The 24996-nt window shown below is 70.0% G+C and carries 23 protein-coding genes; 13 read left to right on the forward strand and 10 right to left on the reverse strand.

Features of this window, described 5'->3' with window-relative positions; genetic code table 11:
* The first annotated feature begins 68 nt into the window (after positions 1–68).
* From kstD to MZC64_RS16865, 6 genes are all read left to right on the forward strand, one after another.
* Positions 69–1730 carry a 3-oxosteroid 1-dehydrogenase gene (gene kstD / locus MZC64_RS16840; protein ID WP_247757651.1) on the forward strand — a complete coding sequence of 554 codons (1662 nt, stop codon included), beginning with the start codon at positions 69–71 and terminating at the stop codon, positions 1728–1730.
* Positions 1730–2866 carry a Rieske 2Fe-2S domain-containing protein gene (locus MZC64_RS16845; protein ID WP_247757652.1) on the forward strand — a complete coding sequence of 379 codons (1137 nt, stop codon included), beginning with the start codon at positions 1730–1732 and terminating at the stop codon, positions 2864–2866. Before kstD ends, MZC64_RS16845 begins: the two co-directional genes overlap by 1 nt.
* On the forward strand, positions 2856–3107 hold the full coding sequence (locus MZC64_RS16850) for a hypothetical protein (protein WP_247757653.1): 252 nt from the start codon (positions 2856–2858) through the stop codon (positions 3105–3107). The genes MZC64_RS16845 and MZC64_RS16850 overlap by 11 nt, the downstream gene beginning before the upstream one ends.
* A complete protein-coding gene (locus MZC64_RS16855) occupies positions 3100–4110 on the forward strand; it encodes a ferredoxin--NADP reductase (protein WP_247757654.1) in 1011 nt (336 codons plus the stop codon). The genes MZC64_RS16850 and MZC64_RS16855 overlap by 8 nt, the downstream gene beginning before the upstream one ends.
* Before the next feature lie 10 nt (positions 4111–4120).
* Positions 4121–4954, forward strand: coding sequence for a MaoC/PaaZ C-terminal domain-containing protein (locus tag MZC64_RS16860; protein WP_247757655.1), 834 nt, complete (start codon positions 4121–4123; stop codon positions 4952–4954).
* A 141-nt stretch (positions 4955–5095) separates the two neighbouring features.
* Positions 5096–5896, forward strand: coding sequence for a nucleoside-diphosphate sugar epimerase (locus MZC64_RS16865; protein ID WP_247757656.1), 801 nt, complete (start codon positions 5096–5098; stop codon positions 5894–5896).
* On the opposite strand, the gene MZC64_RS16870 is transcribed toward MZC64_RS16865, so the two are convergent.
* The 6 genes from MZC64_RS16870 to MZC64_RS16890 all read right to left on the reverse strand — a co-directional run bounded on the left by MZC64_RS16870 (position 5886) and on the right by MZC64_RS16890 (position 13129).
* Positions 5886–7055: a lipid-transfer protein gene (locus MZC64_RS16870; protein WP_247757657.1), complete on the reverse strand. Its 1170-nt coding sequence runs from the start codon at positions 7053–7055 to the stop codon at positions 5886–5888. The genes MZC64_RS16865 and MZC64_RS16870 overlap by 11 nt on opposite strands.
* Positions 7052–7447: a MaoC family dehydratase gene (locus MZC64_RS16875; protein ID WP_247757658.1), complete on the reverse strand. Its 396-nt coding sequence runs from the start codon at positions 7445–7447 to the stop codon at positions 7052–7054. Before MZC64_RS16875 ends, MZC64_RS16870 begins: the two co-directional genes overlap by 4 nt.
* Positions 7444–8337, reverse strand: a complete 894-nt coding sequence (locus MZC64_RS16880; protein ID WP_247757659.1) for a bifunctional MaoC family dehydratase N-terminal/OB-fold nucleic acid binding domain-containing protein — start codon at positions 8335–8337, stop codon at positions 7444–7446. The genes MZC64_RS16875 and MZC64_RS16880 overlap by 4 nt, the downstream gene beginning before the upstream one ends.
* Positions 8338–8347: 10 nt before the next feature.
* Positions 8348–9490, reverse strand: coding sequence for an acyl-CoA dehydrogenase family protein (locus tag MZC64_RS16885; RefSeq protein WP_247757660.1), 1143 nt, complete (start codon positions 9488–9490; stop codon positions 8348–8350).
* Positions 9480–10445 (reverse strand): acyl-CoA dehydrogenase family protein, encoded by a 966-nt coding sequence (locus MZC64_RS49120; RefSeq protein WP_374205773.1) that lies wholly within the window; start codon positions 10443–10445, stop codon positions 9480–9482. Before MZC64_RS49120 ends, MZC64_RS16885 begins: the two co-directional genes overlap by 11 nt.
* Positions 10446–10621: 176 nt before the next feature.
* Positions 10622–13129 carry an acyl-CoA dehydrogenase gene (locus tag MZC64_RS16890; protein WP_247757661.1) on the reverse strand — a complete coding sequence of 836 codons (2508 nt, stop codon included), beginning with the start codon at positions 13127–13129 and terminating at the stop codon, positions 10622–10624.
* A 200-nt stretch (positions 13130–13329) separates the two neighbouring features.
* Between MZC64_RS16890 and kstR the strand changes: the two genes are divergently transcribed.
* Positions 13330–13956 carry a cholesterol catabolism transcriptional regulator KstR gene (gene kstR / locus MZC64_RS16895; RefSeq protein WP_185007335.1) on the forward strand — a complete coding sequence of 209 codons (627 nt, stop codon included), beginning with the start codon at positions 13330–13332 and terminating at the stop codon, positions 13954–13956.
* Between the two features lie 233 nt (positions 13957–14189).
* Complete coding sequence (locus MZC64_RS16900; RefSeq protein ID WP_247757662.1) at positions 14190–15839, forward strand: discoidin domain-containing protein; 1650 nt, start codon at positions 14190–14192, stop codon at positions 15837–15839.
* 45 nt (positions 15840–15884) lie between these two features.
* Here MZC64_RS16900 and MZC64_RS16905 read toward each other — a convergent pair whose 3' ends face one another.
* Entirely contained in the window at positions 15885–16523 is a 639-nt protein-coding gene (locus MZC64_RS16905; RefSeq protein WP_308301019.1) for a dihydrofolate reductase family protein, read from the reverse strand.
* A 920-nt stretch (positions 16524–17443) separates the two neighbouring features.
* The gene (locus MZC64_RS16910; protein ID WP_247757664.1) at positions 17444–18769 is read right to left on the reverse strand and encodes an NAD(P)/FAD-dependent oxidoreductase; all 1326 of its coding nucleotides are present in this window, start codon (positions 18767–18769) and stop codon (positions 17444–17446) included.
* Between the two features lie 82 nt (positions 18770–18851).
* On the opposite strand from MZC64_RS16910, the gene MZC64_RS16915 reads away from it, so the two are divergent.
* From MZC64_RS16915 to MZC64_RS16935, 5 genes are all read left to right on the forward strand, one after another.
* On the forward strand, positions 18852–19508 hold the full coding sequence (locus MZC64_RS16915) for a TetR/AcrR family transcriptional regulator (RefSeq protein ID WP_247757665.1): 657 nt from the start codon (positions 18852–18854) through the stop codon (positions 19506–19508).
* A gap of 124 nt (positions 19509–19632) precedes the next feature.
* Positions 19633–21078: a glycoside hydrolase family 28 protein gene (locus MZC64_RS16920; RefSeq protein WP_247757666.1), complete on the forward strand. Its 1446-nt coding sequence runs from the start codon at positions 19633–19635 to the stop codon at positions 21076–21078.
* A gap of 120 nt (positions 21079–21198) precedes the next feature.
* Complete coding sequence (locus MZC64_RS16925; protein ID WP_247757667.1) at positions 21199–21612, forward strand: SsgA family sporulation/cell division regulator; 414 nt, start codon at positions 21199–21201, stop codon at positions 21610–21612.
* Positions 21613–21735: 123 nt separating this feature from the next.
* Positions 21736–22497, forward strand: a complete 762-nt coding sequence (locus MZC64_RS16930; protein WP_247757668.1) for a DUF4239 domain-containing protein — start codon at positions 21736–21738, stop codon at positions 22495–22497.
* A gap of 20 nt (positions 22498–22517) precedes the next feature.
* Entirely contained in the window at positions 22518–23024 is a 507-nt protein-coding gene (locus tag MZC64_RS16935; protein WP_247757669.1) for a hypothetical protein, read from the forward strand.
* Here MZC64_RS16935 and MZC64_RS16940 read toward each other — a convergent pair.
* Both MZC64_RS16940 and MZC64_RS16945 read right to left on the reverse strand, forming a co-directional pair.
* Complete coding sequence (locus MZC64_RS16940) at positions 23014–24144, reverse strand: ABC transporter substrate-binding protein (RefSeq protein WP_247757670.1); 1131 nt, start codon at positions 24142–24144, stop codon at positions 23014–23016. The genes MZC64_RS16935 and MZC64_RS16940 overlap by 11 nt on opposite strands.
* Positions 24137–24931 (reverse strand): ion transporter, encoded by a 795-nt coding sequence (locus tag MZC64_RS16945; RefSeq protein WP_247757671.1) that lies wholly within the window; start codon positions 24929–24931, stop codon positions 24137–24139. The genes MZC64_RS16940 and MZC64_RS16945 overlap by 8 nt, the downstream gene beginning before the upstream one ends.
* Between the last annotated feature and the right edge of the window lie 65 nt (positions 24932–24996).

The raw sequence follows: 24996 nt of genomic DNA on the forward strand, positions 1-24996 counted from the left end.
AGCCAACCATAGCGTCTTAGCCCGAAAAAACTATAACCTGTTCCAGTCTGATGTTCGAGGGAGGTGGCATGGAGGTCGACCTCGTGGTGGTCGGCAGCGGGGCCGCCGGGCTCACCGCCGCACTGACCGCCGCCCAGCACGGCCTGACCGCGTTGGTGGTGGAGAAGGCCGCCCGCTACGGCGGATCCACCGCCCGTTCCGGCGGCGCGATCTGGGTGCCGGGCAACTCGGTGCTGCGCGCGGCCGGGGTGACCGAACCGGCAGGCGCCGCCGCGACCTACCTGGCGCACCTGCTCGGCGACTCGGTGACCGAGGCCCGCTGGCGCGCGCTGCTCACCCACGGCCCCGATATGCTGGACCTGGTCCTCGCGCACACCCCGCTGCGACTGGCCTGGGTGCCCGGCTACGCCGACTACTACCCCGAGGCGCCCGGCGGAGCCCCAGGCGGCCGAACGGTCGAACCACGGCCGGTCAGCGCGAACTCCCTCGGCGGCGAGGTCGAGGACCTCGAACCCCCTTACCTGAGCGCGCAGTACGGGCTGACCGTGACCGCGGCCGACTACCGCTGGCTCAACCTGGTGCTACGGCATCCACGCGGGCTCTGGCGGGCGGTGCGGGTGGGCGCGCGCAAACTGCGCGATGTGCTGCTGCGCCGGGAACCCGTGCTGACCATGGGCCAGGCCCTGGCCGCCTGCCTGCGCTCCGGGCTGGTCCAGGCCGGGGTGCCGGTGTGGCTGAACACCCCGCTGCTCTCGCTGGTCGTCGAGGAGGACCGGGTCACCGGCGTCCAGGTCGGCGGCGAGGACGGCGAACGGATCATCACCGCGCGGCACGGGGTGCTGCTGGCCTGCGGTGGTTTCGAGCGGGACGAGGAGCTGCGCAAGCTGCACCACCGGGCGCCGAGTTCCGCCGAGTGGACCGTGGGCGCGGCGGGCAACACCGGCGACGGGATCGAGGCGGCACAACGACTCGGCGCGGCGGTGGAGCTGATGGACGAGGCGTGGTGGGGACCGTCCATCCCACTCAGCGGCGGCCCGTACTTCTGCCTGGCCGAACGCACCCTGCCCGGCTGCCTGCTGGTCAACGGTGCCGGGCAACGGTTTGTCAACGAGGCCGCGCCGTACGTGGACGCGGTGCACGCCATGTACGGCCCGCCCGGCGACACGGCGGTGAACCTGCCCACCTGGCTGATCTGCGACCAGCGCTACCGCAACCGCTACCTGTTCGCCGGACTGCCGCCCCGCCAACCGTTCCCGGAGCGCTGGCTGAAACTCGGCGTGGTCCGCAAGGCGGACAGCGTCGAAGCCCTGGCCGGGCAGATCGAAGTGCCCGCCGACGCGTTGAAGTCCACTGTGGACAGATTCAACGGGTTCGCCCGCACCGGCCGGGACGAGGACTTCCACCGCGGCGAGTCCGCCTACGACCGCTACTACGGCGATCCGCGGCAACGCCCCAACCCGTGCCTGGGCGCGGTGACCCAGGGACCGTTCTACGCGATCCGGGTGGTGCCAGGGGATCTGGGCACCAAGGGCGGGTTGCGCACCGACGAGCACGCCAGGGTGCGGCGCGCCGACGACTCGGTGATCCCCGGCCTGTACGCGGCCGGGAACACCAGCGCCGCGGTGATGGGCCGCACCTACGCCGGGGCGGGCGCGACCATCGGCCCGGCGATGACCTTCGGCTACCTGGCCGCGCTGGACGCGGCACGGACCAAGGCAGGAGGAAGCTGATGACCGCAACAGCCGACGAGGTGCGGTTGATCGAGTCCGGCACGCCGCCGGCCAGGTTCGCCCGCGGCTGGCACTGTCTCGGGCTGGCCGCGACCTTCCGCGACGGCAAACCCCATCCGGTGGAAGCCTTTGGCACCAAGCTGGTGGTCTTCCGCGGCGAGGACGACCAGCTGCACGTGCTCGACGCGTACTGCCGGCACATGGGCGGGGATCTGAGCCAGGGCACGGTGAAGGGCGCCGCCATCGCCTGCCCGTTCCACGACTGGCGCTGGTCCGGCGCCGGCCGGTGTGTGGAAATCCCTTACGCCAAACGGGTTCCGCTGCGGGCCCGCACCCGGTCCTGGCTCACCCTGGAGCAGAACAAGCAGCTCTTCGTCTACCACGACCCGCAGGGCAAACCGCCGCCGGAGCACGTGGTGATCCCGCGGATCGAGGGCGCGTACAGCTCCGAGTGGAGCAACTGGACCTGGGACTCGGTGCGCATCGACGGCTCGAACTGCCGGGAGATCATGGACAACGTGGTGGACATGGCGCACTTCTTCTACGTGCACTTCGCCTTCCCCACCTACTTCAAGAACGTCTTCGAGGGCCACATCGCCAGCCAGTACCTGACCACCCGCGGCCGTCCGGACGTGGCGGTGGCCTCCAACTACACCGGCGATGTGCAGGTGCGCTCCGAAGCCTCCTACTACGGCCCGTCCTACATGATCAACCACCTGGCCAACGACTACAAGGGCACCGTGATCGAAACGGTGCTGATCAACTGCCACTACCCGGTCAGCGCCAACTCCTTCGTGCTGCAGTGGGGCGCGATCGTGAAGAAGCTGCCCGGTCTGACCGACGAGCACGCGGACAAGATCGCCGGCAAGTTCGCCCGCGGTATCGGCGTGGGTTTCCTGCAGGACGTGGAGATCTGGAAGAACAAGGCCCGCATCGACAATCCGCTGCTGTGCGAGGAGGACGGGCCGGTCTACCAGTTGCGCCGCTGGTACGACCAGTTCTATGTGGACACCGAGGAGGTCACCGAGGACATGGTGCGGCGCTTCGAGTTCGAGGTGGACACCAGCCGCGCGGTGGCCGCGTGGGAGCGCGAGGTGGCCGAGAACCTGGCCCGGCGGGACGGCGATGGGCAGTGACCGCGCGGACTACCTCACCGGCGGTCTGCGCCCGCTGACCTGTCCCGGCTGCGCCGTCGAGGTGCTGGTGAAGAAGAACAGCCCCGAGCACACCAGCGTGCAGTGGACCACCGGCACCACGGCCTGTCCGGTGCTCAGCGGCGCGGACCGGCCGAGCGCGCAGGTGCCCGGATGTCCGCGGCTGCGGGCCGGGATCGAGGCGGCGGTGGCCCAGGGCGGGCTGGCGGTGTCCGATGGCTGACCGGGGCCACCGGCTCCGGGTGTCCACTGTGGTCAGTGAGACCGCGGACGCTCGCACCCTGGTGTTCGAGGTGCCACCGGAACTCGCCGAGGTGTTCCGGCACCGGCCCGGCCAGTTCCTGACCCTGCGCATCCCCGGCGAGCGCGGGGAGATCGCCCGCTCCTACTCGCTGTGCAACGGCCCCGGCGAACCACCCGCGGTCACGGTGAAACGGGTGGCGCAGGGCTACGGCTCGAACTGGCTCTGCGACCGGATCACCGCGGGCGCCGAACTCGACGTGCTGCCCCCGGCCGGGGTGTTCACCCCGCCCTCGCTCGACGAGGACCTGGCGCTGTTCGCGGGCGGCAGCGGCATCACCCCGGTCATCTCGATCATCAAGGCCGTGCTGGCGCACGGCTCCGGTCGGCTGACCTTGTTCTATGCCAACCGGGACGAGCACTCGGTGATATTCGCGGCGCGACTGCGGGCGCTCGGCGCGGCCCACCCGGACCGGCTGCGGGTGCTCCACTGGCTGGAGTCGGTGCAGGGCCTGCCCACCGTCCCCGCCCTCCGCGCCTTCGCCGCTCCACTGACTGGTCACCGGGTGTTCCTGTGCGGGCCGGGCCCGTTCATGACCGCGGTGCTCGACGCATTGTCCACTGTGGATATTCCTGACGACCGGATCCATCGGGAGATTTTCCTGTCCCTGTCCGACAATCCGTTCGCCGCCGCACCCGAGGCGGACGCGGACGCCGCCGTGGTCGAGGTCGACCTGGACGGCGACACGCACACCCTGCCCTGGCCGCGGGAACGCAAACTCCTGGACGTGCTGCTCGACCACGGCCTGGCTGCCCCGTACTCCTGCCGCGCGGGCGCGTGCAGCGCGTGCGCCTGCCGCCTGCTCGACGGCAAAGTCACCCTGGCCAACAACGAGGTCCTGGACGAGGAGGACCTCGCCGAGGGGATCATCCTGGCCTGCCAGGCCCTGCCCGCCGCCGATTCGGTCCGGATCAGCTACGAGTGACGGGAGCGCCATGCCCATCGACCCCGACCGCGCGATCGGCGCCGAGCTGCCGCCGGTGGAGTTCTCCTGGTCGCCCACCGACGTGCTGCTGTACCACCTGGCCCTGGGCGCGACCGAACTCCCCTACACCTACGAACCTGGACTCCAGGTGCTGGCCACCTTCGGCGTGGTCGCGCCGACCCTGCACGTCACCGCCCCACCCACGGTGTCCTACCCCGGGGTCGAGCTGGATCTGACCAAGGTGCTGCACGGCGAACAGTCGATCAGCCTGCGCCGCCCCATCCCGGTGGCCGGCACCGCGCGGCTGGTGACCAGGATCGTCGCGGTCTACGACAAGGGCGAGTCCGCGGTGCTCGTGCAGGAGTCCACAGTGGACATCGACGACGACCCGCTGTTCAGCACCCGCTCCAGCATCTTCGCCCGCGGTGCCGGCGGGTTCGGCGGCGACCGCGGCCCGTCCACCCGCTTCGCCGCGCCGCAACGCGAGCCGGACGCGGTCCTGGACACCCCGACCCTGCCCCAGCAGGCCATGCTGTACCGGCTCTGCGGCGACCGGAACCCACTGCACATCGACCCGGACTTCGCCGCGAGGGCTGGTTTCCCGCAGCCGATCCTGCACGGCCTGTGCACCTACGGCATGGTGGCCAAATCCATTGTGGACGGCATGCTGTCCGGTCGGACAGATCGACTGGCCAGTTTCGGCGCCCGGTTCACCGGTGTGCTCTACCCTGGCGAGCCGGTGCGCACCCGGGTCTGGCGGTCCCCGGAGTCCTGGACCTTCGTCACCACCGCGCCGGAGCGTGCGGAATCGCCGGTGCTGACCGGGTCGCTGATCGCACTCTAGCCGCCCCGTATCCAGCCAAGGTCACGATCCTGTTGCGGGGCACCGGACCAGGCAAGAGCGGGCAGGCTACCCCGCCCGCTCGGGCAGGTGCAGAAAAATTCACTTGACCTCCACCACGCTGTAGCTTCTAGCGTCAACGGCATGAGCTTTCTGGTGGTCGGCGAGCCCGGTCCGATCAGTGACGAGGTCGAGCGATTACTGACCGAAGCGGGTGTTCCGGTCACCCGCCGCGGCCTGGGTTCGGCCGAGGAACTGCGGGCGGCCGCGATCGGCTGCTTCGCGGTGTTCCTGGACTGGCCCTACGACCGGGCGAGCGCGGAGTACGCGGCCGCTGACTCCGCCGTGGACGTGGTGGGCGCGCTGGCCGGGGAGGGCCGCCGGTTCGTGCTGCTGTCCACCCACGCCGTCCGCGACCACGAGCCGCCCGCCTCCTTCCACGGCACCCTGGAGTTGCTGGTGCGGGCCGCCACCGAGGACTGGACCGCGTTGCGGATCAGCATGCCGGCCTCGATCACGCTGAGCTGGATCGAGCAGCTGCGCGCCACCGGTGTGGTGCGCGGCCCTTATGCCCAGGCGGCGCGCACCCTGGTCGACGAACGGGATGTCGCCGAGGTGGCGGCCCGGGTCCTGCTCGACGGCGGGCACGCGGGCCGGGCCTACTACGTCACCGGCCCGGCCGCGCTGACCCACGCCGACCGGGCCCGCATCCTCGGCGAGACCTTCGGCGAATCCTGGCGGTACCAGGAGGTTCCGCGCGCGGAGTTCCGTGAGCAGCTCCTGACCACCTGGTCGGCCGAGCACGCCGACGGCATCCTGGACCACATGGCCGAGCAGGTGGACAACCCGGAACGCCCGACCGACGTCATCGAGCGGATCACCGGTCATCCGGCGCGGTCGCTGGCCGAGTGGGCCCGCGCGCACGCCGCCGCGTTCACCGGGTGAGCACCAGCGCGCTGGTCGGCACCCCCGTCCCCGCGGTGACCAGCACATTGTCCACTGTGGACACCTGATTCACCGCGGTGCCGCGCAGTTGGCGCACGCCCTCGGTGATCCCGTTCATGCCGTGCAGGTAGGCCTCGCCCAGCTGGCCGCCGTGCGGGTTCACCGGCAACCGGCCGTCGATCTCGATGCCGCCGTCGGCCAGGAAGTGCCGGGCCTCACCGGGTCCGCAGAATCCCAGTTCCTCCAGCTGCACCAGCACGAACGGCGTGAAATGGTCGTAGAGCACGGCGACCTGGACGTCCGCGGGCCCGATCCCGGCCTGCCGCCACAGCTGTTCGCCGACCACCCGCATCTCCGGCAGCCCGGCCAGTCCGTCCCGGTAGTAGCTGGTCATCACGAACTGGTCCGGTCCACTGCCCTGCGCGGCCGCGCTGATCACCGCGGGCGGCTGCCGCAGGTCGCGGGCCCGTTGCACGCTCACCACCACCAGCGCCACCCCGCCATCGCTTTCCTGGCAGCAGTCCAGTAGCCGCAACGGTTCCGCGATCCACCGCGAGGACTGGTGCTCGGCCAGGCTGATCGGCCGATTGTGGAACCAGGCGTTCGGATTGGTCGCGGCATGCCTGCGCATGGCGACCGCGACCCGCCCGAAATCCTCGGTGCCGGCCCCGTAGTCGTGCAGGTAACGCCGGGCGAACATGGCCACCATGGCCGCCGGGGTGGCCAGTCCCATCGGGTAGTGCCAGCTGTTGTCGACCCCGTTGGTGTTCGGCTGTTGCGCGGCGGCGGCGTGCGCCAGGCCGAACCGGGTGCCGGAGCGTTCGTTGAACGCCCGGTACACCACCACGACCTCGGCGATCCCGGTGGCCACCGCCATCGCCGCCTGCTGCACGGTGGCACAGGCCGCGCCGCCGCCGTAGTTGATCCGGCTGAAGAACTTCAGCTCCGGCAGCCCCAGTTCCCTGGCCACCGCGATCTCGGCGTTCCCGTCCATGGTGAAGGTCACCAGACCGTCCACATCGGACACATCGAGCCCGGCGTCTCCGAGTGCGGCCCGGATCGCCTCCACGGCAAGGCGCAACTCGCTGCGGCCGGAGTCCTTGGAGAACTCGGTGGCCCCGATCCCGGCGATGGCCGCCGCCCCGGACAACGGACTCATGCGCTGCCTCCCAGCTCGAACCGAACGGTCCCGGTCACGTGATCACCCAGCCGGCAACTCCCCACCACCGACACCACAAACCCGTTGTCCCCGAAGGTCTCCTCGACCCGGCCGCGGAAGGTCAAGGTGTCGTAGGCGTAGCACGGCACCCCGAGCCGGATCGCGATGCCCCGCACCAGCACCCGGGGCCCGCCCCAGTCGGTGACGAACCGCTGCACCAGTCCGGTGGTGGTCAGGATGTTGAGGAAGATGTCCGGCGAGCCCCGCCGGATCGCCGCGTCCCGGTCGTGGTGCACGTCCTGGTAGTCCCGGGTGGCGATGGCGGTGCTGATGATGAACGTCGGCGTGACCTCGATGGCCAGCGGGGGCAGCTCAACCCCGGTAGCGATCATGACGGCACCACCCGCCAGGCCGGAATAACGAACTCCCCCTGCTGCTGGAACTCCACCACCACCGACTGTCCAATGAGGACCTCATCCGGTTCCACACCCACCAGTTCGCCCACCATCCGCGGCCCCTCCGCCAGTTCCACCAGCCCGATCACGAACGGCCCCGAATGCCCCGGCACCGGCGGATGGTGGTGCACCACGAAGCTGTACACCGTGCCCCGCCCGCTCACTACCACGAACTCCGGCCGCAACTCGTGACACCGCGGACACATCGGCCCCGGCGGATGCCGCAACTGTCCACACGCCCCGCACTTCTGCACCCGCAGTTCACCCACTGCCGTGCCGGCCCAGAAGAACTCGGTGTCCCGGCTCACCAACGGCGGAATCCCGGCCGGCGGCGGTGGCGGTTTCGGCCGGTACTTGAACACCCGGAACGACATCTCCGCCACCGCCTCGGCGCCGGAGTACCAGATGTTGTGCACCGTGACGAACCAGCCTTCGCCCAGCGCCGTCCGTTTGGGCCCGGCGACCTGGTCCAGCCGGGTGCTGATGGTCAGGTTCTCCCCCGGCCGCAGGTAGCGGTGGTAGGTCTGCTCGCAGTTGGTGGCCACAATGGACGGATAGCCCGCCTCGTCCAGGGTCTCCAGGATCTGCCCGAACGGATCGTCCGGATCCCGTTCCCCGTGCAGTCCCATCATGGTCCACACCTGGGCCATCGCCGGCGGCGCCACCTCCGGGTAGCGCGGATCGGTGTCCCCGATCGCCTCGGTCCAGCTCCGGATCATCGGCTCGTTGACCGGATCCCGCCCGAACCGCACCCCGCCGACCCCGGTGGCCATGATCCGCGCCGCCGCGGCCCGCACCAGCTCGTCACTGTCCACAGTGGACGTCATTCCACTCCCTTCACCGGGGCGGCCTGGGCAACCCGAGCCCAGCGGTCACGATCAGCTCACGCTGAATCTCATTGACCCCACCACCAAAGGTCAGCACCAGATTCCGCTTGGCCTGCAAGTCCAGCCACCGCATCAACTCAGCGGTATCGGCATCGGCCGGATCTCCATACCGCCCCACCAGATCCAGCACCACCCGCCCCACCCGCAGCACCAACTCGGAGGAGAACACCTTGGTGATAGAGGCATCCGCGACATCCACTGCCCCCGAGGCCGCCGCCACCTGCCAGTTCAACAACTCATTGACCCGCAACCCCACCCGAGCGAAAGTCAGCTCCCGCTCAACCTCCCCAGCCACCCCATGCGCCGCGGCCCACGCATCAAAGCGATCCAGCAACGCGGCCACCCGCCCCGCAGGCCCCAACATCACCCGCTCATGGTTGAGCTGCATGGTGATCAGCCGCCACCCCGCGTTCTCCGCCCCCACCAGCCGGCTCACCGGCACCCGCACATCGTTGTAGTAGGTGGCATTCACATGATGCGCACCGTCACAGGTGATGATCGGCGTCCACCCAAACCCCGGATCCCTGGTGTCCACAATCACAATCGATATCCCCCGATGCTTGGCCGCCCCCACATCAGTCCGACAGGCCAACCAGATGTAGTCCGCGTCATGGGCCCCGGTCGTGAACACCTTCTGCCCGTTGACCACATACTCATCCCCCACCCGCACCGCACTGGTCCGCAACGCGGCCAGATCGGTCCCCGCCTCCGCCTCGGTGTACCCAATGGCGAAATGCAGCTCCCCGGCCAGGATCCGCGGCAGAAAGAACTCCTTCTGCTCATCAGTCCCCAACGCCTGCAACGTAGGCCCCACCGTCTGCAACGTCACCCCAGGCAACGGCACATCCGCCCGAGCAGCCTCATTCACAAAAATCTGCTGCTCAACCTCCCCAAACCCCCGCCCCCCATACGAAACCGGCCACCCCACCCCCAACCACCCATCCCGCCCCAATCGCCGCACAATCGCCCGGTAGGTCGGCCCATGCCGCTCAGTCCGCAAAACCTCCCGCTCCGCAACGGAAACCAGCCCCGAGAAGTACTCCCGCAACTCCTCCCGCAATGCCACCTGCCCCGCACTCAACTCAATAAGCACGCAAGCCCCCCAAAAACCGCGTCAGGTCCCGCCCCAGCGCCGAGTACCGATGCAACGGATACCCCACGTCCAAACCCAGCCCCCCATGCAGGTGATGACAAACCTCCAACGCCCCCAACAACTTCTCCCCCACCCAATACCCCGCGACATCCACATCCCCCCGATCCCCCACCCCCGCCCCCACGCCCCAGCAAGCGGCCCGGGTAACCACCTCAACCGTCCGAGCCACCACCCGAACATCCGCCACCTGCATAGCCACCGCCTGAAACTCAGCCAGAACTCGCCCAAACTGCCGCCGCGACCCCACATGCGCCACAGTCAGTTCCAGCGCCCCACCCAGCAACCCCTCCCCAAAGGCACATCCCCCCACCACCCCAAGCCACCGCACCTCCGCCAAAACCCGCCCACTCCGATCCTCCCCCAGCAACCCCACCGGCTCCGCCCCGGAGAACCGCAACGTGCACTCCGACCCCCCAGCGGAAGTAGGCGTCCCCACCACCTCAACCCCGGCCCCCCGAAGATCAACCAAAGCCACCCCAAGCCCCCCATCCCCCAGCCGCACCCCAATAAGTCCCCACCGAGCCCACGCCCCAAACGGAACCCCCACCTTCGTCCCCACCAACCCCCGTTCCCCCCACACCACCTCCCCACGCCCCACAGCCCCGGTCAAACCCCCACCCCCCAACAACAACTCCTGCTGCGCCACCGTCCCCAACCGCGCCACCGGCAGTACCCCCAACGCCAGATGCGCCACCCCCGGCGACACCAGCCCACCCCGCCCCAGTTCCGTCAGCAGAACCGCAACCTCAACCACCCCAAGCCCAGACCCACCCAACCGCTCAGGAACAGCCAACGACAGCAAGTCCGCCGCCCCCAACCGATCCCACAACCCAGCCCACGACTCCCCAGCCCCCACCTCATCCGTCCGCTCAACCGCCGCAACCGCCCCATCCATTGCCGAGCCCACTCCCCACTGCCTCGCCCCAGCCGCCCCCGAGTCCACTCCGGACGGCTCCACCGCAGCGGCCCTCGCCCCCGGCGAGACCCGCGCCCCCTCCCCCTGATCTCCCTGCCGCACCAGGCTTCTCGTCAATTCCCGAACTGCGACCTGAGTCTCGTCAAACTCGAAATTCACCGCCCCTTCCCCTCTCCCACAGCCCCATCCCGAGGCAACCCCAGAACCCGCTCCCCCACCATCGTCAACAACACCTGCGTCGTCCCCCCGGCAATGCTCAAACACCGGCTCAACAAGAACCGGTGCACCTCAGCCGCATCCCCCACCGCGGCCCCATCCCCCAGCAACTCCGCCGCCACCTCGGCCACGTCCTGCCGATGCCGCACCCCCACCAGCTTCCGCACCCCGGACTCCGCCCCCGCCTCGCCGCCGGCCACCGCCCGCTGGGTAGCCCGAAGATCCAGCAACGACAACGCCAACCCGTCCACCACCAGCCCCCCGACCCGCTCCGCCAGCACCGGATCCGCCAGTAACCCCGCCCGCTCCGCGAACGCCAGCACCTCCTCCACCGGCTCCCCCAACGCCGACCCCCGGCTCATCGCCACCCGCTCATCGGCCAACGTCCCCCGCGCCAGCCGCCACCCGTCCCCCGGCTGCCCCACCACATCCGCGTCCGCCACGAACACCTCGTCCAGGAACACCTCGGCGAACCGGGTATCCCCGGTGATCTCACGTAACGGCCGCACGGATATACCGTCCGACCGCATATCCACCAGGAAGTACGTCAACCCCCGATGCCGCGGCACCTCGGAATCCGTCCGCGCCAAGCAGATCCCCCGATCCGCCCGATCCGCCAGCGAGGTCCACACCTTCTGCCCACTGAGCAGCCACCCGCCGTCGGTCCGCACCGCCCTGGTCCGCAACGAGGCGAGATCCGACCCAGCCCCCGGCTCGCTGAACAGCTGGCACCACCGCACCTCCCCACGCAACGTCGCCGCCACAAACCGCCGCCGCTGCTCGTCAGTGCCATGCCGCAACACCGTCGGCGCCGCCCACCCCCCGATCACCAGATCAGCCCGGCCAACCCCCACCCGAGCCAATTCCTCCTCCACCACCAACTGCCCCACAGCCCCCAACCCCAGCCCATACGGCGCTGGCCACTGCGGCGCGAACAACCCAGCCGCCACCAACGCCCCCCGCCGCTCCCCCTCAGCCAGCGCGGCAATCCGCTCCGCCGCCGCCCGCACCCTCCCCCGAAGCTCTCCAACCCCCAGCTCGCCTTCATCCCCGCCAGCCGCAAACCCCGACTCGCCTCCGCCCCCGCCAACCCCACTCCCCACGCGAGCTACGCCGGCACCAGCCGCCCCACCAACACCGAAGCCGGCCACCCCGCCACCGGCCGTCCCAAGCCCGACCCCATCCGCGTTCGCCCCGCCCGCTTCCCCCCGATCCCCCCTCCCGCTGTCAACCCGATCCGCACCGCCGTCACCAACCTGGCCCGCACCAACCCGGCCCGCACCGCCCTGGCCCGCACTTCCGCCCGCCACCCGCGCACGGCCCACCCCACCCAGACCCCCATCGGCGACCTCCCCCTGCCCCCCGCCATCCCCCACCTCAACCCGCAACCGCCGCCGAACCCCCCGCCCCGCCAGCACCGCGGCCCGCCCACGCCACCGCACCCCACTCACCCACTGCCGCAACACAAACGCCCGCCGCAGGTACAAATGCGCGTCGTGCTCCCAGGTGAACCCGATCCCGCCCAGCACCTGCACGCAGTCCTTCGCGTTGGCCACCGCCGCGTCCAGCGCGACTGCCCCCGCGGCCGCCGCCGACAACGACATCGCCGGCGATGCCTCCTCCACCGCCCGAGCCGCGTCCCACGCCACCGCGGCGGCCCGCTCAGATCGGCACAACATCTCCGCGCACAGGTGCTTGACCGCCTGGAACGACCCGATCGGCCGCCCGAACTGCTCGCGTTCCCTGGCATATCGGCTCGCGATATATACGCACCACCGAGCTATCCCGGCCGCCTCCGCCGCGGCCAGCACCACCGCCCGGTCCAGCACCGCTTCCCTGCTCAGGTCCGGCAGCACCCGGTCGGTCGGGACCACCGCCACCACCTCGACCTCGGCCAGGTCGCGGGAGAAGTCCGTCGCGGGCAACAGCCGCACCCCGGCCTCACCCGGCGTCAGCAGGATCCATCCGGTCTCCCCGCCCACCGGCACCAGCAGCACGGCGTCCGCACTCGCCCCCAGCACCGGCCCGGTCACCCCGGTGACCAGCAGCCGTCCGGCGGAATCCCGTTGCGCGGTCAGGGTTCCCGGCGACAGCGCGACCGCGGCGGGCAGGCCACCGACCACGGCGGGCAGCAGCTCGCGGACACCCGGCTGATCGGCGAGCACCAGTCCGGCCAGCGCGGTCGGCAGGATCGGCCCGGGTATCAGGGCCTCGGCTGCGGCTTCCAGGGCCACCGCGAGGTCCACCACGGTGCCACCGGCCCCGCCCAGCTCCTCGGGCACCGCGATCCCGGTCAGTCCCAGGTCGACCAGGCCCGGCCACAGGCGTCGCCACGCCGGGTCGCCCCGTTCCTGCGCGCGCACCGCGGCGATGGCGCCCGCGCCCTGTCCGTAGGCGAGCACGGACTCGTGCAACGCCTGTTGCTCCGCGGTGACCGCGATCGGCACAACACCTCCAGGCGAACCGAAGATGTAGAACGTGTTTCACTTTGCCGGACCGAGGAGCAGGATGCCACCCTCCACTCGGACGCACCAACAACCAGACCCGAACGGGCCAGCACAGGACGGGATCTCACCGAGATAGCGGGTAGGTTCGACAGGCAGAACTGAAACAAGTTTCGCCTTTGTCGTGATGTTAGCCTAACTTCATGACCACTACGCCCAAGGCCCGCGCGGGCGGGGCCGAGGCACTGACCGGTCTCGCCGAGGAGGAGCTGGGCTCGGCAGCCCAGCGCGACCGGCGCAGGCGGATCATCGACGCGACCATCGCGCTGGCCTCCAAGGGCGGCTACGACGCGGTGCAGATGCGGGCGGTGGCCGACCGCGCCGAGGTCGCGCTGGGCACCCTGTACCGCTACTTCCCGTCCAAGGTGCACCTGCTGGTCACCGCGCTGGCCAGGGAACTGGAACGGGCCAACCAGAAGATCGAGCGCGCGGCCATCCCCGGCGACACCGCCTACGACCGGGTGCTGTTCGTGTTGCGCCGCACCACCCGCAGCCTGCAACGCGACCCGCTGTTCACCGAGGCGATGACCCGCGCGTTCATGTTCGCCGACGCCAGCGCCGCCGCCGAGGTCGACTCGGTGGGCCTGCTGATGGAGCGCATGTTCGTCACCGCGATGGGCGGCGAGCCGGACACCGAACGCAAGGCGATCGCCCGCGTCATCGGCGACGTCTGGCTGTCCAACCTGGTGGCCTGGGTGACCCGCCGGGCCTCGGCCACCGACGTGGCAACCCGCCTGGAACTCACCGTTCGCCTGCTGCTCAAGGACTGACCACCGCGGTGGCGCACCGGCGACACCCGCCGGGGCGCCACCGCCGGCAGCCGGTCCGGGCCGGGATTCAGCGCGCCGATCACACCCCCATCTTCGCCGCCAGCCCCAGCCACACTCGGGCGAACAGCGCATTGACAACGGTTACATTCAGGTCCAACCTGATGATGAGAGCGCTCTCATGTAGCAGCCGGAACCCTGCCGGCTTCTGTCGTCCTCTTCCCTGGAAGGCAGCCATGACGACACACGACCTCATCCCCCGTCACCAAGCGCTCACCCGCCCTGCCCGCACCCGGATCGCCGCGGCGCTGGCGGCCGCGGTGTCCCTGCTCTGCGCCTACCTGATCGTCGTCTCCGACCGGGCCGACGCGGTCGTCCCACCACCGCCACCCGGCTGGACCCAGATCTGGGCCGACGACTTCACCGGTCCCGCCGGATCGCTGCCGTCGGGCAACAACTGGATCTTCGACCTCGGCCACAGCTACCCCGGCGGTCCCGCGAACTGGGGCACCGGCGAGATCGCGGCACACACCGGCAACCCGGCCAACGTGAGCGTCGACGGCGGCGGCAACCTGCGTATCACCCCGCTGCGCGACGGTAGCGGCAACTGGACCTCGGCCCGGATCGAGACCCGGCGCGGCGACTTCAAGGCCCCGGCGGGCGGCATGCTGCGCATCGAGGGCCGCATCCAGATGCCCAACGTCACCGGCGCCGCCGCGCTCGGCTATTGGCCCGCGTTCTGGGCCCTCGGCTCGCCCTATCGCGGGAACTACTGGAACTGGCCGGGTATCGGCGAGTTCGACATCATGGAGAACGTCAACGGGATCAACTCGGTCTGGGGCGTGCTGCACTGCGGCACGAGTCCCGGCGGGCCCTGCAACGAGAAGAACGGCATCGCCGCGAACCGGGCCTGCCCTGGGACGAGCTGCCAGGCGGGCTTCCACACCTACCGCTTCGAGTGGGACCGCTCGGTCACCCCGAACCAATTGCGCTGGTACGTCGACGGCCAGCAGTTCCACAGCGTGCGGCAGGACCGGGTGGACGCGGGCACGTGGGCGAACATGACCAGCCACGCCGGCTACTTCATCATCCTGAACGTCGCCATCGGCGGCGAGTTCCCGAACAACGTCTCGGGCATCACCACTCCGGTCGGCTCCACTGTGCCGGGCAGGCCGATGGTGGTGGACTACGTCGCGGTGTGGACGCGCACCACCGGCGGCAGCGACCCGACCAGCACCACGTCCACGACCGGCACCACCCCGCCGCCGACGTGCGGAAGGCTTGTGTCACAAGGACGTCCGGTGTCGGCCTCGTCGGTGGAGAGCCCGAACCAGGCCGCGGCCTTCGCGGTGGACGGCAACCCCGGCACCCGCTGGTCCAGCGGCCACCACGAACCGAACTGGCTGCAGGTCGACCTGGGCTCGGTGCAGCCGATCACCAGGGTGCGCCTGAACTGGGAGGCCGCCTACGCCACGGAGTACCAGATCCAGTTGTCCGGCAACGGTTCCACCTGGACCACCGCGTTCGAGACATACTCCGGCGCCGGAGGTATCGAGGACATCCCCATATCCGGCAACGCGAGATATATCAGGATGCAGGGTATTCGCCGCGCAACGCCATACGGCTTCTCCCTGTGGGAACTGGAGGCGTTCGGCGCCTGCCCCGGCACGACCACCCCGACCAGCCGCCCCACCAGCACCACCACCGGCGTCACCACGACCACCACCGAACCCCCACCCGGCGGAACCTGGGCGCCGAACACGGCCTACGCGGTCGGCCAGGAGGTGACCTACGGCGGCCGGCGGTACCGGTGCCGCCAGGCGCACACCTCGATCGTGAGCTGGGAGCCGCCGAACGCGGCCTCCCTGTGGGAACCGGTTGGGTGACCGGGCACCGGGGGTGGGGAGTGGCGGCTCCCCACCCCCGGGTGGTCACGCACGACGCTGGTACTTGAGGAAAAGCACCCCGCTGTCGAACCGGGTCAGATCGGCCAGCTCGAACCGATCCGGGCTGAACCCACCGTTGAACATCGGGATCCCCTTGCCCATCACGGTCGGATGCTGCTTCACGAAGACCTCGTCGATCTCCGGCAGCAACGTGGCGGCCAGCCCGCCCCCACCAACCAGGAAGATCCCCAGCCCCTCCTGCTGCTTGATCTCCTTGACCTTGGCCAAGGCGTCCCCGGCGACCAGCTCCACGGTCGGCGCGGCCTCGGTCAACGTCGAGGAGAACACGTAGTGCTTGAGATGCGTGTAGGCATCCGGAATCCCCTGCACCACACCACTTTCGTAGGACTTGCGCCCCTCCAGCACGGTGTCGAACCGGGTCAGCTCCCCCGCGATCCCCAACGCCTCCCGCGCCATGAACGGCAAGGTGTCCCCGTAGTGCTGGAACAGATGCCCCATGTGGTCACCCTCCATGAGGAAGTGACCGGACTGCGTCGGATCGGCCCCACCGGACTCCGCGATGAAACCATCAAGAGTCGTCGCCACGAAATAAGTCAACTTACGCATATATCGCCTCCCAGAATATCCGCGGGAGCACCCCTCACCCCCAACCACTGCAACCATAGTACTCCACCCATAGTGGTTGCAAACGCCTTGTCCCCACCACCCAGCCAGGCACACCTCCACCCGGCCCACGAGCCCCCCGCAGCTCACCCAGGGGCAGCCCGCAACTCACCCGGGGAGCAACCGCAACGCCAGTGGGGGGCCACTACTCACCAGTGAAACCACCACGCGGGACGACGCCTGCTCAACGGCCACAACTCGCGGGCCTACGCAAGACCGCACCCAGCCCGCAGTCGCCCGCCTGCGCCGCGTCACTCCGTGGGCCCCGCGTCACTCCGTGGCTTGTGCGGTCGGCCCGCACCACCGGGTCAGCCCGCGCCACCGGGCCGGGCGCGGATCGCGCGGCCGGTCGCCACGCCGCATTCGGTGGCCTGCCCACGCCCCGCCCGGCGCATGCCCACACTCCCAGCCGCGTGCCCACATCCCCAGCGCAGCGCCTGACCTTTCCATTCCCTCTCGGCAGCGCCCGACCGATCCATCTCGCCGGCCCGCCTCGCCAGCCCCCCTCGCCGGTCCGTCTCGCCGGCCCGGACCCGGCTCGGCGCTCGCCTCTCCCCCGCCCCGCGCACCGCTTCTTTCTGCGGAACGAAACGATCAGCGACCGAAGTTCCACGAGCCATTCAGCTCTGAGCGAACAGCCCCCAGGTCACCGACCGCAACGTGGTGACCAGCAGGAACCAGCCTCGCATCAGGCTACCGGCGCGGGCTGACGCAGCAAACCGGCGCAGCGAACCGGCCCGGTGGCGCGGGCTGACCGCGCGGGCCACCGGGCAGGCCGGGCAGGCCGCGCAGGCCGGACGATCCGCACTCGGCGGGGCACCCGAACGCCAGGCTCGATCCACACTCGGCGGGCCGAACCCGAAGCCGGCTCGATCCCGAACCCGACCATCCGCGCCCGGCGGGCCGCGCCGCAAGCCGGTCTAGCGGTGTCGGGCAGCAGCTCGGCGGTCCTGTTTCAGCTCGTGCATGTACGGGTGGAAGTCGACCTGGATGGTGTGGCGTTTCGAGGCGACGTAGCGCTTGCGCTGGGCGTGGTTGTAGGCGGTGATGCTGCGGCGCATGGACTCCGGTGCGGGCAGGGTGGTGGTGCCGTCCAGGAGGTCGGCCACCCAGGCGGACTGGGCTTCGGCCAGGGGCATGATGGCGCCCAGGGGTTGGACCAGGCCGATGAAGTAGAGGCCGGGGTGGTCTACCGAGGCGATCCGGCGGTACAGGTCGATGTGGTTGTCGACGGGTGTGACGATGTCCTCGCCCAGGAAGGGGAAGGTGATCCGGTAGCCGGTGCAGTAGACGACCACGTCCACGGGTTCGCTGGCGCCGTCGGTGAAGTGGACCGTGTCGCCGTCGAACCTGGCGATGGTGGGGCGGATCTGGATGTCGCCGTGGCCCAGGCGGCTGAGCAGGTCCTCGGAGACCGTGGGGTGGGCGGCGAAGAGTTTGTGCTCGGGTTCGGGCAGGCCGTAGTCGGACATCTTGCCCAGCTTCAGCCGCAGGAAGGAGCCCAGTAACCACCGGCGGGCGAACATCGGCAGGGTTCTGGTGACGAACGGGCTGCTCAACGTGTCGGTGGGGCGGCCGAAGAAGTACTTGGGCAGCACGTACTCGCCGCGGCGGAAGGCCAGCAGGGTGCGGTCGGCGATGCGGGAGCTTTCCACCGCGATGTCGCAGGCCGAGTTGCCGAAGCCGAGTACCAGCACGCGTTTGCCGGTCAGGATGTCCGGGGTGCGGTAGTGGTGGGCGTGCAGCTGGGTGCCGGTGAAGGTCTCGGCGCCGGGGAAGGCCGGTTCGGGCCAGCGCGGGTCCCAGTGGTGGCCGTTGGCGACCAGGACGGCGCGGAAGGTCTCGCTGTGTTCGGTTCCGTCCACTGTGGACCGGGTGTCGACCTGGTAGCCGCCGTCGGGCAGCGGGCGGACGCTGGTGACCTCGGTCTGGAACCGGATGTGCGCGCGCAGGCCGAAGTGGTCCGCGAACGAGTCGAAGTAGGCCGCGATCTGGGCGTGGTTGGGGTAGTCGGGCAGCTCGGCGGGCATCGGGAAGCTGGCGAACTCCATCTGTTGCCGGGAGGTGTTGATGTGCAGCGAGCGGTAGGCCGAGGACATGCCGTTGTCGTTGTCGTAGCGCCAGTTCCCGCCCACCTGCGAACCGGTCTCGAAGCAGGTGAACTCGATGCCCCGCGCCTGGAGCACCTGGGCGGCGGCGATCCCGGATGATCCCGCGCCGATGACACAGACCCGCTGCATGATCATCCCCTGTGATTGTGACCGGGTGGTCATGGCAGCATGCTCTGTGTCGGGGGGCCAGGGCAAGACCGCGCCAACGGAGATCGCCATGCCCACACAGACCTGGACCAACCTGCCCGCGCCACGGCGGGAGCGGGTGCTGGCGGCCGCGATCGCGGAGTTCGGGCGGCACGGCTACTCCGGCGGCAGCCTCAACGTGATCGCGCAGGCGGCCGGGGTCGCCAAGGGCTCGCTGTTCCAGTACTTCCCGGACAAGTTCGACTTCTTCCGGCACGTCACCGAGCACACCGCGCTGCGGGTGCGGGCGGCGCTGGACCCGTGGCTGGACCGCCTCGACCCTGGCGGCGGGTTCGCCGAGACGGTCCTGGACGCGGCGCAGGCGTGGATGGCCTACTTCGCCGCGCACCCGGCCGACCGCGGCATGATCGCCGCGATCAACCTGGAACTGGACCCGGCGATCCGCGCGGTGGTGCTCGGGCCGGTGCACCAGCGGTACCGGGAGGCGTTGCTGCCGCACTTCGTCCGGGCCAGGGAGCACGGGACGTTGCACCGGGGGGCGGATCTGGACGCGTTGCTGGCGTTGTTCCTGTTGTTGTTGCCGCACTTGGCGCTGGCACCGTTCGAACCGGGGATCGACGGGGCGCTGGGATTGCACGGACGACCGGTGGCGGAGTTGCGGGCGGAGGCGGCGCGGTTGATCCGGCCGGTGCTCGCGGGATTCGGGGTGGCGGGACTGTCCGGCTGACCCGGTGGTGACGCCCTGGGTGGCGACTATCGGCGGATTGACCGGGCGGGGCCACCTCTCGAAGATGGATGAAAACGTATTCACCACGCCGGGGTCGCCGCCAGCCCGGGAGGGAGAGTGGGCGATGGGGCCGTCTCGGCGGGACTTCCTGAAGGTGACCGGGCTGGCCGCCGGCGGCCTGTTGCTCCCCGGTGCGGCGTTCGCGGGCGAGCGAGGCGCCGCGGGGGACGCGGTCGGGCCGCACGCCACGAGCGGCCTGCCGGGCGCGGCTGATCCGTGGGACGCGGTGCCGGGGATCCTGGCCCGGATCGTGCCGCCGACCTTCCCCGCCCGCGACTTCCCCGTCACCGGTTACGGCGGCAAGGGCGACGGGAAGGCGGACAACACCGCCGCGTTCCGCGCCGCCATCGCGGCCTGTGTGCAGGCCGGGGGTGGCCGGGTGGTCGTGCCCCCGGGGACGTTCCTGACCGGGGCCATCCATCTGGCAAGTAACGTGAACCTGCATATACAGTCCGGCGGTATAATCAGGTTCAGCACTGATCCCGCCAAGTTCCTGCCGGTGGTGCGCACCCGGTGGCAGGGGATCGAGTGCATGAACTACTCCCCCTTCATCTACGCCTACGAGGCCACCAACGTGGCGCTCACCGGGTCGGGGCGCATCGACGGGCAGGCCGCCAACGGGCCCTGGTTCGACTTCGACCCCAAGCGCCAGCCCGACTGGGAGAAGCTACAAAAGCAGGCCGTGGACAACGTGCCGCCGGACAAGCGGGTCTTCGGCGGCGGGCACTTCCTCAAGCCGAACATGATCCAGTTCTACCGCTGCCGCAACGTCCTGGTGGAGGGCCTGGACATCCGCAATCCGGCGATGTGGACGGTGCACCCGGTGTTGTGCCGCAACGTCACCGTGCGCGGGGTCACCATCTACAGCCGGGGCGGGATGGTGGACGGGGTCGATCCGGAGGCCAGTGCCGACGTGCACGTCACCGGGTGCACCTTCGACACCGGCGACGACGGCGTGGTGATCAAGTCCGGGCGGGACATCGACGGGCGGCGGGTCGGGGTGCCCAGCGAGAACATCGTGGTGGAGAAGTGCACCTTCCTGGGGCGGTGGGGCGCGATCGCGGTGGGCAGTGAGATGTCCGGCGGGGTGCGCAACGTCTTCGCCCAGGACATCACCATCCGGCCGGGGCCGAACTACAAGACCTTCCACGCGGTCTACATCAAGACCAACAAGCGCCGCGGCGGCACCGTGGACGGCGTGCACGTGCGCAGGCTCACCGCGGACAAGATCGACCGGGGTGCGGTGTTCATCACCATGAACTACAGCCTCACCGGGCCCGGGTTCGGGCCGATCGCCAACCCGTCCGTGCGCAACGTCACGTTGGACCAGCTCACCGTGCGCGGCACGCCCTGGGCAGTGCGCCTGGACGGCCTGGCGGAGAGCCACATCCAGGACGTGCGGATCTCCAACAGCACGTTCACCGAGGTCAAGGACACCAACATCTCGATCAAGAACGCGGACCGGACGGTGTTCAGCAATGTGAAGGTGAATGGCAAACCGGTGTCCTGACGTGGCATTCTGCCCGAACGTTCGCACGAATGGGTGTGATGCGCGCCGAACCGCGTAAAGCTGGGAAGCCTCAGACGTCCCCCCACCGCACGCGACGGGCGAGACGGAAGGGCAGCAGCCATGCGCGAGGACCACGCGGAGATCGAGACCACCACGATGTTCAACCTGCTGGTGGCGCCTCCGGTGCCGGTCGAGGTCGAGTTGGGGTACTCGACCACCGACCCGTACGCGGTGCGCGCCGTGTTCAACCCCGGCGGCAGCGCGAGCGTGGAGTGGATCCTCGCCCGCGACCTGCTGGCCGACGGGCTGATCAGCGACAGCGGTGAGGGCGATGTGCGGATGTGGCCGATCCTGGACCAGGTGGACCAGGTCGTCATCGAGTTCACCACGCCGGCCGGGCACGCGCGGTTCACCGCCGACGCCGAGGAGCTGGCCGACTTCCTCAACCGCAGCTACGAGCTGGTCGCCCCGGGCAGCGAGCACGAGTGGTTCGACTTCGAGCACGAACTCACCCACCTGGGCAACGTGAACTGAGGGGCGCTCTCACCTCCGGGTGAAGCAGGTCCGCCTGTCGGGCGAATGACGACGCGCGGACACCCGGTCCGGCATCCGGCCGCCTAGGTTCGGCAGGCGAGAGCCGAACCGGGGAGGCCGCTGGTGCTGTGGGACAGCCTGCTCGTGGTGGGCGGCGCCATCGGCGTCAGCGTGCTGGCCGCCTATCTGGTGGACCGGGCGGTCAGCCGGGAGTCACGGGCGCAGTACCACGACGTGTCCGGCCATTTTTTCGCCGCGGTCGGCGCTTTCTACGCGATCCTGGTGGCCTTCGTGGTGGTCGCGGTGTGGGAGGACATGGAGTCCGCCCGCCGCAACACCTACATCGAGGCGAACGCGTTGCCCGGCCTGTACTTCGCGGCCACCGACTTCTCGGACAAGGACAAGCGGGTCTTCCAGGAGATCAGCGTGGCCTACGCGCGTGCGGTGATCACCGAGGAGTGGCCGTTGCTGGCCACCGGGCAGGCCAGTCCGCAGGTGGAGGACGCGGCCAAGCGGATGCGCCGGGCCATCGTGTCCATCGAGGTGGAGACCCCGCGCCAGGAGGGCCTGTACTCGGCGATGATCGAGCGGGTCAACACGATCAACACCACCCGGCGTGAGCGGTTGAACGAGGCGAGACCCTCGGTGCCGCGGTTCTTCTGGGTGGGTCTGGTCATCGGCGGCATCCTGGTGATCGGGTTCGCATTGTTCTTCGGCCCACCGGGTTTCCTGCCGCACGCGTTGATGATCGCGGTGCTGGCGGCGCTGGTGTCGGCCTCGTTGTACTTCACCTACCTGATGGATCACCCCTTCCGCGGGCAGATCGCGGTGACCCCGGACGCTTTCCGCACCGCGCTGATCCAGATGGGACAGACGCCGCCGTGACGAGTAACCGAGGAGAAGTCATGCCCGCCAATCCTTCCCGCCACTGGTTGCGCCTGACCGTGGTCGCCGCGGTGGCCGCGCTGCTGCCGCTGGCCGCCGCGAGCGCCGCACCGGCTCAGCAGGACCAGACGATCGAGCTGACCGCGCAGCGCGGGGTGCTGAGCCTGCCCGCGGCGCCCGCGGTCGGACTGCCGTTCATCGGTGGCGGCGAACTGCTCGACGCGGCGGGCAAGAAGGTCGGCGAGGGCTATTCCAGCTGCCTGATCGCCAAGATCGCGTTGCCCGCGGAACTCACCGCCTACTGCACTTCGGCGTTCCGGCTGGCCACCGGCGAGATCCACCTGTCCAGCCTGCGGACCTACGCGCTGCTGCCCACGCCCGGTTTCCAGGACGGGCCGATGGCGGTGATCGGTGGCACCGGCGCCTATCTGACCGCCCGTGGTGAGGCGAGTACGGTCAAGCAGGCCGCGGATCCGGTGGACCCGACCAAGGTCTCCTACAAGTTCACCATCAAGCTCAGCGCCTGAGCGCTTCGACGAGGTCGCCGTCGGCAGTCACGGCGGCGACCCGTTCGGCGGCCACGATCCGCAGTTCCGGCCGCCCGTCCGCATGCCGCCACTGGCCACCGGCCAGGGGTAGCGCGGCGACGGTGGGGACGGGGCCTGCGGTCCAGTCGAGCCGGCCGGTGATGGTGCCGATGTCGGTGTGGGAGAGGGCTTCCGCGATCGAGCGGGCATCCGCCGGGTCGGCCGCGGTGGTCAGCGCGTGCGTGGCGACTTCCAGGAGGGCGTGCGCCAAACCCAAGGGCGGCAACCAGGATCGGCCGGTGTCACGCTGGTAGGCCACGGCCAGTTCGGCCGCGGCGCGTCCGTCCACACTGGACACGCAGCGGTGCCGGGGTGACCAGGCGACCACGGTGGCGACCCGGTCCAGCGCGGGGTCGCCCAGGCCGAAGGGGTAGGCCAGCCAACGGGAACAGGTGATCAGCCGCAGGCGCAGGGATCCGGCGGCGGCGCTGAACCTGGCCAGGTCCGCGGTGGTGGCCGCGCTGCTGACCAGGCGCACCCCGGCCACCCGGAAGGCGGAGATCGCCACGCGGTGCTCGGCGGCGGGTTCGGGGTAGCCGCCGGGGTCGACCAGGGCCCGGTCGCGCAGGGCGGCGGGCAGGAAGCCCATGCCGGGATCGCGCAGTGCGGCGCCCTGCGGGCCGTTGTTCCACAGCAGGCCGACCGGATCGGCGCCGGGGATCCGGGACCACAGGTCGGCGAAGGTGCGGGCGATGTCGTCCAGGCCCCAGCAGAAGTGGAAGGCCGTCGGCGGGCAGCTGGCGCGGTGCACCTGCCAGGGCAGTGCGGTGGACAGGAAGGTCAGGCCCAGTTCCGCGGTGGCGGCGGCGAGCGCGGGCAGCACGGTGGTGCCGCCCAGTGCCACGACGAGTCGCGCGCCGTCGCGGGCCAGCTCGCAGACCGCCGTCCGCGCACCATCCACTGTGGACTGATGGTCGGCGGTGCGGAACTCGATCGGGCGGCCGTGCGCGGTCAGTCGCAGTGCGCGGAAGTGTTGGGCCACATAGTGCAGCGGGTCGCCCAGCGGGGTCAGGCGACCGGTGCGGGGCAGCGCGACCCCGATCCGCAGTGGCTCAGTCACGGGCGCTGCGCAGCTCGCGGATCTCCGCCCGCAACGCCCGGAGTTCCAGCAGCACCGCCTGATCCGCCGATTCGGCCGATCTCGGTTCCGGGATGACCGCTTCCTTTTCCGAGGCGATCTGGGACTCCATCGCGCTGACCATGGTGGCGATGAACAGGTTCAGCACGGTGAAGGTGCCCACCAGCACGAAGCCGACGAAGAAGATCCAGGCCAGTGGATCGTCGGTCATCACCTCGCGCATGACGTCGGACCAGGCGTCGCCGGTGATGATCTGGAACAGGGTCAGCATGGAGGAGCCCAGATCGGTGAAATAGCCGCCGGGCGCGGTGCTGTACAGGTTGGTGGCCATCACCCCGGCCACGTAGAGCAGCAGGCTCAGCACCGCGACGATGGAGAGCACCGCGGGGATCGCGCTGAGCAGCGCGGCCACCACCCGGCGCAGGTTGGGCAGCACCGAGAGCAGCCGCAGCACCCGCACGATGCGCAGCGCGCGCAACGCCGAGGAGCCGTGCGCGAACGGCGCGAGGGAGACGGTGACGACGAGCAGGTCGAAGCAGTTCCACGGGTCGCGGAAGAAGTCGCGGCCGTGCGCGTAGAGCCGCAACACCAGTTCCACCACGAAAATCACCAGCGCCCACCGGTCGATGGTGTCCATGATGGACCCGTACTCGCGCGCCATCGCGGGCGCGGTCTCCAGGCCGAGGACGATCGCGTTGAGCACGATGACGGCGACGATGAGCTGCTGGAAGCGGGCTGAGTCGACGAGGCTCCGAACCTGGCTGCGCAAGCCGTTCCCTTCCCGGACGGGTGTGCTGTGCGGCGGGAGCGTAACCCCTCACCCGGTCCAGGCGT

This window comes from Crossiella sp. S99.2, from assembly GCF_023094165.1.
Classification (GTDB): Bacteria; Actinomycetota; Actinomycetes; order Mycobacteriales; family Pseudonocardiaceae; genus Crossiella.